This window comes from Streptomyces sp. NPDC005574, assembly GCF_040605435.1.
Taxonomy (GTDB): domain Bacteria; phylum Actinomycetota; class Actinomycetes; order Streptomycetales; family Streptomycetaceae; genus Streptomyces.
Window position 1 is genome coordinate 42,202 of sequence record NZ_JBEXCW010000064.1, and the last position, 7,653, is coordinate 49,854.

The 7,653-nt window shown below is 70.9% G+C and carries 6 protein-coding genes and 1 pseudogene; 1 reads left to right on the forward strand and 6 read right to left on the reverse strand.

The window, feature by feature from the left end; translation table 11 throughout:
* Positions 1-11: 11 nt before the first annotated feature.
* The 5 genes from ftsH to dacB all read right to left on the reverse strand — a co-directional run bounded on the left by ftsH (position 12) and on the right by dacB (position 6,949).
* Entirely contained in the window at positions 12-2,051 is a 2,040-nt protein-coding gene (gene ftsH, locus ABZT03_RS30660) for an ATP-dependent zinc metalloprotease FtsH (protein ID WP_356045389.1), read from the reverse strand.
* 195 nt (positions 2,052-2,246) lie between these two features.
* Positions 2,247-2,807, reverse strand: a complete 561-nt coding sequence (gene hpt, locus ABZT03_RS30665; protein ID WP_356045399.1) for a hypoxanthine phosphoribosyltransferase — start codon at positions 2,805-2,807, stop codon at positions 2,247-2,249.
* Between the two features lie 125 nt (positions 2,808-2,932).
* A complete protein-coding gene (gene tilS / locus ABZT03_RS30670; RefSeq protein WP_356045392.1) occupies positions 2,933-3,955 on the reverse strand; it encodes a tRNA lysidine(34) synthetase TilS in 1,023 nt (340 codons plus the stop codon).
* A gap of 191 nt (positions 3,956-4,146) precedes the next feature.
* Positions 4,147-5,280: a zinc-dependent metalloprotease gene (locus tag ABZT03_RS30675; protein WP_356045394.1), complete on the reverse strand. Its 1,134-nt coding sequence runs from the start codon at positions 5,278-5,280 to the stop codon at positions 4,147-4,149.
* 88 nt (positions 5,281-5,368) lie between these two features.
* Positions 5,369-6,949, reverse strand: coding sequence for a D-alanyl-D-alanine carboxypeptidase/D-alanyl-D-alanine-endopeptidase (gene dacB, locus ABZT03_RS30680; protein WP_356045401.1), 1,581 nt, complete (start codon positions 6,947-6,949; stop codon positions 5,369-5,371).
* A gap of 124 nt (positions 6,950-7,073) precedes the next feature.
* Between dacB and ABZT03_RS30685 the strand changes: the two genes are divergently transcribed.
* Positions 7,074-7,583, forward strand: a complete 510-nt coding sequence (locus ABZT03_RS30685) for an inorganic diphosphatase (protein ID WP_356045403.1) — start codon at positions 7,074-7,076, stop codon at positions 7,581-7,583.
* Here the strand turns inward: ABZT03_RS30685 and ABZT03_RS30690 are convergent.
* A pseudogene (locus ABZT03_RS30690) lies at positions 7,555-7,653 on the reverse strand (IS6 family transposase); the annotation flags it as partial. The gene ABZT03_RS30685 and the pseudogene ABZT03_RS30690 overlap by 29 nt on opposite strands.

Here is a 7,653-nt window from a genome sequence, read left to right on the forward strand (position 1 = left end):
GCCGTCCGGCGTCAGCTCTCGGGGCGGTCCTCCGGGGCCGTCTCCGTCACCGGGGCGTGCTCCGCCGCGGTGGACTTGACGGTGGAGATCGCCGACGTCGAGCCGTTGGCGCCGTTCGTCAGTGCGAGCTCCCGGGGGGAGAGCACCGGCGGGCGGGTGGAGGGCGTACGGCGGGAGGAACCGGTCCAGGCGGGCCGGGGCGGACGCTTCACGATCGGGGCGAAGATCTCGGCGATCTGCTCCTTGTTCAGCGTCTCCTTCTCCAGCAGCTGAAGCACCAGCTGGTCGAGGACGTCGCGATTCTCGACCAGGATCTCCCAGGCCTCGTTGTGCGCCGTCTCGATCAGCTTCTTGACCTCTTCGTCTACCAGCGCGGCTACCTCTTCCGAGTAGTCACGCGGGTGCGACATCTCCCGGCCCAGGAAGGGCTCGGTGTTGTCGCCGCCGAACTTGATGGCGCCGAGACGCTCGGTCATGCCGTACTGCGTGACCATCGCGCGGGCCGTGGCGGTGGCCTTCTCGATGTCGTTCGCGGCACCCGTGGTCGGGTCGTGGAAGACGAGCTCCTCCGCCGCGCGGCCGCCCAGCATGTACGCGAGCTGGTCCAGCATCTCGTTGCGCGTGGTGGAGTACTTGTCCTCCTCCGGCAGCACCATCGTGTAGCCCAGAGCACGGCCTCGGGAGAGGATCGTGATCTTGTGGACCGGGTCGGAGTTCGGAGACGCCGCCGCGACCAGGGCGTGTCCGCCCTCGTGGTACGCGGTGATCTTCTTCTCCTTGTCCGACATGATCCGGGTCCGCTTCTGCGGGCCCGCGACCACACGGTCGATCGCCTCGTCCAGCATGGAGTTGTCGATCAGCTTGCGGTCGCTGCGCGCCGTGAGGAGCGCCGCTTCGTTCAGCACGTTCGACAGGTCGGCGCCGGTGAAGCCCGGGGTACGGCGGGCGACCGCCGACAGGTCGACGTCCGAGGCGACCGGCTTGCCCTTCTGGTGGACCTTGAGGATCTCCAGACGGCCGAGCATGTCCGGACGGTCGACCGCGATCTGCCGGTCGAAACGGCCGGGGCGCAGCAGCGCCGGGTCGAGGATGTCGGGCCGGTTCGTGGCGGCGATGAGGATCACGCCGCCCTTCACGTCGAAGCCGTCCATCTCGACGAGCAGCTGGTTCAGGGTCTGCTCGCGTTCGTCGTGACCGCCGCCGAGGCCGGCACCGCGATGGCGGCCGACCGCGTCGATCTCGTCGACGAAGACGATCGCCGGGGCGTTCGCCTTGGCCTGCTCGAACAGGTCACGGACCCGGGAGGCACCGACACCGACGAACATCTCGACGAAGTCGGAACCCGAGATCGAGTAGAAGGGGACTCCGGCCTCGCCCGCGACGGCTCGCGCCAGCAGGGTCTTGCCGGTGCCGGGAGGGCCGTACAGCAGTACGCCCTTGGGAATCTTGGCGCCGACGGCCTGGAACTTCGCCGGTTCCTGGAGGAACTCCTTGATCTCCTGGAGCTCCTCGACGGCCTCGTCCGAACCCGCGACGTCGGAGAACGTCGTCTTCGGGGTGTCCTTGGTGATGAGCTTCGCCTTGGACTTGCCGAAGTTCATGACGCGGGAGCCGCCGCCCTGCATCTGATTCATCAGGAACAGGAACACGACGACGATGAGGACGAAGGGGAGCAGGGACAGCAGGATCCCGACGAAGGCGTTCTGCTTCGTCGGCGCGACCGTGTAGCCGTCGGGGATCTGCTTGTCCTGGTACTTGGTCTGCAGCGTGTTGGCGATGGTCACGCCTTGGTCGCCGATGTAGCTCGCCTGGATCTTCGAGCTGCCCTTGACCTTCACGCCGTCTTTGAGCTGGACCTTGATGGTCTGCTCGTCGCCGGTGGTGATTTTGGCCGACTCGACCTTGTTGTCATTGATCGCCTGGACGACCTGGCCGGTGTCCACCGTCTTGTAGCCACCGGACGAGCCGACGACCTGCATCAACACGACCACGGCAAGGACGGCCAGCACGATCCACATGACCGGCCCACGGAAGTATCGCTTCACGTCCATCCATACGGAGCGGTGTCGCCCCGTCCCTCCTGCCATAGTGAGTTTGATAAGACAGTTCTTCTGACGGTACCCCAGCATTGTGGGCCGAAGCCGCACGGGACAGCCGGTGAACCCGTCTGCATGCTCCAACGGTGGGCGATCCGCTGAGGTTCCCGGTCGCCCTCCGAGCGGCCCAGGGCGTTGCGCCCTTCGGGTTCAGCCGCCGTACACGTGGGGCGCGAGCGTACCCACGAACGGGAGATTCCGGTACTTCTCGGCGTAGTCGAGGCCGTAGCCGACGACGAACTCGTTGGGGATGTCGAAGCCGGCCCACTCCACCTCGATGGCGACCTTGGCGGCCTCGGGCTTGCGCAGCAGCGTGCACACCTTGAGGGAGGCGGGCTCGCGCGAGCCGAGGTTGGAGATCAGCCAGGACAGGGTCAGCCCGGAGTCGATGATGTCCTCGACGATCAGGACGTGCTTGCCCTTGATGTCGGTGTCGAGGTCCTTGAGGATCCGGACCACCCCGGAGGACTGGGTGCCCGCGCCGTACGACGACACGGCCATCCAGTCCATCGTGACGGGGGTGGACAGCGCCCGGGCGAGGTCCGCCATCACCATCACCGCGCCCTTGAGGACGCCGACGATGAGCAGGTCCTTGCCCGCGTACTCCGCGTCGATCTTCGCGGCCAGCTCGGCCAGCTTCGCGTCGATCTCTTCCTTGGTGATGAGCACCTCTTTGAGGTCGGCACCCATGTCTTTCGCGTCCACCCGCATCACTTTCGGTCGTCCCACGTCTGATGGCCCGGCCAGCCCGGGGACCCGCGTCCCCTCGGCGTACTCGCGCGACCGCCCGGACCGCCCGCGACCCGCGCACACGGTCCGAGGGAGCGGGTCCGGATTCAGCCCTGCCGAATCACCAGTCTGCCACCCTGGCGCTGGGCCACGACCTTGCCCGGGAGATTGATCACTCCCTGGCCGCGCCAGCCGGTGATCAGCCGGTCCACTTCCTCGATGTGCCGGGCGAAGAGGGAACCCGCGGGCGCGCCCGCCTCGATGGCGGCGCGGCGCAGGATGCGGCGGCGCACGGCGGGCGGCAGGGCGTAGAGCTTGGCGCACTCCAGCAGGCCGGTGGCGTCGCGGACGGAGGCCTCGGCCTGGCCCGCCCAGGTGTCGAGGGCGTCGGCGTCGTCGCGGGAGAGCTGGGCCGTACGGGCGAGCGCCTCCACGACTCCCTTGCCGAGCGCCTTCTCCAGCGCGGGCAGCCCCTCGTGGCGCAGCCGCGAACGGGTGTACGCGGGGTCGGCGTTGTGCGGGTCGTCCCAGACGGGCAGCGACTGGACCATGCAGGCCTTGCGGGCGGTCTGCCGGTCGAGCCGCAGGAAGGGGCGGCGGTAACGGCCGTCGGCCCCCGAGACCGCGGCCATGCCCGACAGGGAGCGGATGCCGGAGCCGCGGGCGAGGCCGAGCAGGACGGTCTCGGCCTGGTCGTCGCGGGTGTGGCCGAGGAGCACGGCGGCCGCTTCGTGGCGGACGGCGGCGGCATCGAGGGCGGCATAGCGGGCGTCGCGGGCGGCTGCCTCGGGGCCGCCGCCGCGGCCGACGGTCACGGCGACGGACTCGGCCGGTTCCAGGCCGAGTTCGCGCAGGCGCAGCACGACCTCCTCGGCACGCAGGTCGGAACCCGGCTGAAGGCCGTGGTCGACGGTGACGCCGCCGGCGCGGATGCCCAGCCGGGGTGCCTCGAACGCGAGAGCGGAGGCGAGGGCCATGGAGTCGGCGCCGCCGGAGCAGGCCACGAGCACGAGCGGTGCCGGGGGGCGCGCGCGCGGGGTGTCGGGGGAGACGGGGATGTCGGTGAGGATGTCGTGGAGGACGCGGCGGACCGCCAGGCGTATCGCCGCGACCGCAGGATGGGGACCCATGTCCGGTTCCCTTCATGAAATTGTCGGGGGTTGAGCCCGAGCTCGGTCACTCAGAGTGTGTAGATGGTGACAGAGCCGGAGCGTTCCCCGAGCATTGCACGCCTACCCGTGCCTCACGGTCCCTCGGACGGGTGATTGAAGGGGCGTTCGCCTGCCGTCGGCCGGATTCGTCTCACGACCCGGCGCCGGGTTCACGAGTCGGCCTTCCGGTGCACCCGGGCGACCCAGTCCGCCGGTTTGGCGATCTCCGACTTCGTCGGCAGCGTGTTCGGGGACGTCCAGACGCGGTTGAAGCCGTCCATGCCGACCTGGTCGACGACGGCGCGCACGAAGCGTTCGCCGTCGCGGTACTGCTTGAGCTTGGCGTCCAGGCCCAGCAGCCTGCGCAGGGTCATGTCCAGCCGGGAGGCGCCCTTGGCGCGGCGCTGCTGGAACTTCTCGCGGATCTCCGCGACGGTCGGCACCACCTGGGGGCCGACGCCGTCCATCACGAAGTCGGCGTGTCCCTCCAGCAGGGACATGACGGCGGTGAGACGGCCGAGGATCTCGCGCTGGGCCGGCGTCTGCACGATCTCGACGAGGGAGCGCCCCCCGTCGTCCTCCTCGCTCTCCGGCCGGCCGCCGGCCAGCGACTGGGCGGCCTCCCGGATGCGCTCCAGGACGGTCATCGGGTCGACGTCGGTCTCCGCCAGGAAAGACTGGATTTCGCCCTCCAGGTGGTCGCGCAGCCAGGGCACGGCCGTGAACTGGGTGCGGTGCGTCTCCTCGTGCAGGCACACCCACAGGCGGAAGTCGTGGGGCTGGACGTCGAGTTCGCGTTCCAGGTGGACGATGTTCGGGGCGACGAGCAGGAGTCGGCCGCCGCCGTTCTGACCCGCCGGCAGGTCGCGGGTGTCGGGGGCGAAGGTCTCGTACTGGCCGAGGACGCGGGAGGCCAGGAAGGACAGCAGCATGCCGAGTTCGACGCCGGTGACCTTGCCGCCGACCGCGCCGAGGACCGCTCCGCCGGGGGTGGCGCCGCGCCGCTCCTGCATCTTGTCGAGCAGCGGTTTGAGGATCTCCCGGAATCCGGCGACGTTCGCCCGGACCCAGCCGGGGCGGTCGAAGACTAGGACGGGGGTGTCGTGGGTCTCCTCCGTCCCCATACGGGTGAATCCCCGGACGTGTCCCTCCGCGGCCTTGGCGTGTCGGCGCAGTTCCGCGACGACGGCCCGGGCCTCCTCGCGGCTCACCTCGGGGCCCGGCCGTACGAGCCGGGTCGCGGTCGCGACCGCGAGATTCCAGTCGACCATCCCGGAAGAAGCGGCACCACCGATGCTCGTCATGCGTCAACCGTACGTGAGCGCCGCCGCTTGGGGCAGGGCGGCGAGGGGTCGGCCGGTCCGGCCGCGGAGCCCGCCGGTCCCCCGCGCGTCAGCCGCAGCCGCACCCCGCGAGCGCGGTCGCCGCCCTGTCCAGCGCCGACTGGGCGGCCGCCGGGTCCGTCGTGCCGGAGGCCAGGAACGCGAAGGCCAGCAGGTGGCCGTCCTGGTCGACGACGGTTCCGGCCAGGCTGTTGACGCCCGTCAGGGTGCCCGTCTTGGCGCGTACGACCCCGGCCGCGCCCTGCGTGTAACGACTGCTCAGCGTGCCGGTGAAACCGGCCACCGGAAGGCCGGTGAGAACCGGGCGGAGTTCGGGGCGGGACGGGTCGCCCGCCTTGACGAGCAGCGCGGTGAGCAGGTCGGCGGTGAGCCGGTCCGCGCGGTCCAGGCCGCTGCCGTCGTGGAAGTCGGCGCCGGACAGGGGCAGTCCGAGCTTCTTCAGCCGGGCGCGGACCGCGGCCGCGCCGCCTGCGAAGTCGGCGCGGCCGCCCGCCGCCACCGCCGTCTGCCGGGCGAGGGCCTCCGCGATGTCGTTGTCGCTGTTGGTCAGCATGCGTTCGACGAGCGCCGACAGCGGGGGCGAGGAGACCGCCGCGAGGGGTTCGGCGCGGCCGGTCGCCTTGGAGGGGCCCGGAGACGTCGCCGTGATGCCGTGGGCCCGCAGGAGGGTGGCGAAGGTGCGGGCGGCCTCGGCGGCCGGGTCGGGCACGCGCGTCACCGGGCCGCTCGCGGAGTCGTCCGTGCGGGCCTCGTCCACCATCAGGGCGCTGACCGGCGCGAGGTTGTCGTTGGGCCCGATCGGGTGCTGCTCGGAGCCCGCGTAGAGGGTCGTGTCGTACGACAGCGTCACCTCGCGCACGCCCCGCTTCTCGAGCGCGGCGGCCGTGCGGTCGGCGAGGGTGCGCAGGCTCGCCCAGCCCCCGCTTCGCCGGTGGGCGGTCAGGGTGGGGTCGCCGGCGCCGACGAGGACGACCTCACCGGTGTCGGGCTCGAAGGCGGCGCGGGTGGTGAGACGGTGGTCGGCGCCCAGCGCGGACAGGGCGGCGACGGCGGTGGCGATCTTCGTGGTGGAGGCGGGGGTGAGCGCGGCGCGGGAACCGGTGCCGTAGAGACGCCGGCCGCCAGTGACGTCGACGACAGCGGCGCCCTGGTGGGCGCCGAGCGCGGGGTCCTTCAGCAGGGGGGCCAGGACGGCGGTGAGCGCCTTGGTGGCCGGCGCCGCCCGGAGGGTGCCGGCCGAGCCGCCGAGGCCGGTGAGGACGGACACGGCGCTGGGAGCCGGGCGGGGTCCGCCGGCCGCGGTGGCGGAACCGGGGTCACCGCCGTGATCTGCACCACCCACGTGCTCGCGGGCGGCTGCCCAGTCCCGCTCCGCCGTACGCTGGCCGGAGGAGTCCCAGGGGCCGGCCGCGGTCACCACCGTGGCGGCCAGCGCCAGTCCGGCGCCGGCGGCGCCGGCGGTGTACTGCCAGGTCTTCGGCCTCATGACCCGCGCGACCTGCGGTTCCGCGGCCCGGACGATCCGCGCGACCCGCGGTCCCGTCGCCCGTGAGATCCTCACGACCTGCGGTTTCACCACCGCGGCGGTCCGTGCCAGACGCGGCCGTACGGCGTTCGCGGCCCGCTCCACGTGCGGTCTCGCGGTCTGCCAAAACCTCAGCTCTGGCACGACGACCAGCCCCTTTCGCGATCACACACCTGCGTGAGGGACACTTAACCACCAGAACTATGTGTTGATCATGGAGGAGCCACCGGTGGAGTTCGACGTCACGATCGAGATTCCGAAGGGTTCGCGGAACAAGTACGAGGTGGACCACGAGACCGGTCGGATCCGTTTGGACCGTCGCCTCTTCACCTCGACCAGTTACCCGGCCGACTACGGCTTCGTCGAGAACACCCTCGGCGAGGACGGCGACCCGCTGGACGCGCTGGTCATCCTGGACGAGCCGACCTTCCCCGGCTGCCTCATCCAGTGCCGCGCGATCGGCATGTTCCGGATGACGGACGAGGCCGGCGGCGACGACAAGCTGCTGTGCGTGCCCGCGCACGACCCGCGGGTGGAGCACCTGCGCGACATCCACCACGTGTCCGAGTTCGACCGCCTGGAGATCCAGCACTTCTTCGAGGTCTACAAGGACCTGGAGCCCGGCAAGTCGGTCGAGGGCGCCAACTGGGTCGGCCGCGCCGACGCCGAGGCCGAGATCGAGCGGTCCTACAAGCGCCTCAAGGAGCAGGGCGGCACAGATACTGCCGCACCCCGCTGACCTTGATGAACACCTCATCGAGATGCCATTTGTCGCCAGCCTGCGACCGGCGTCGGCGCAGACCGGCCGC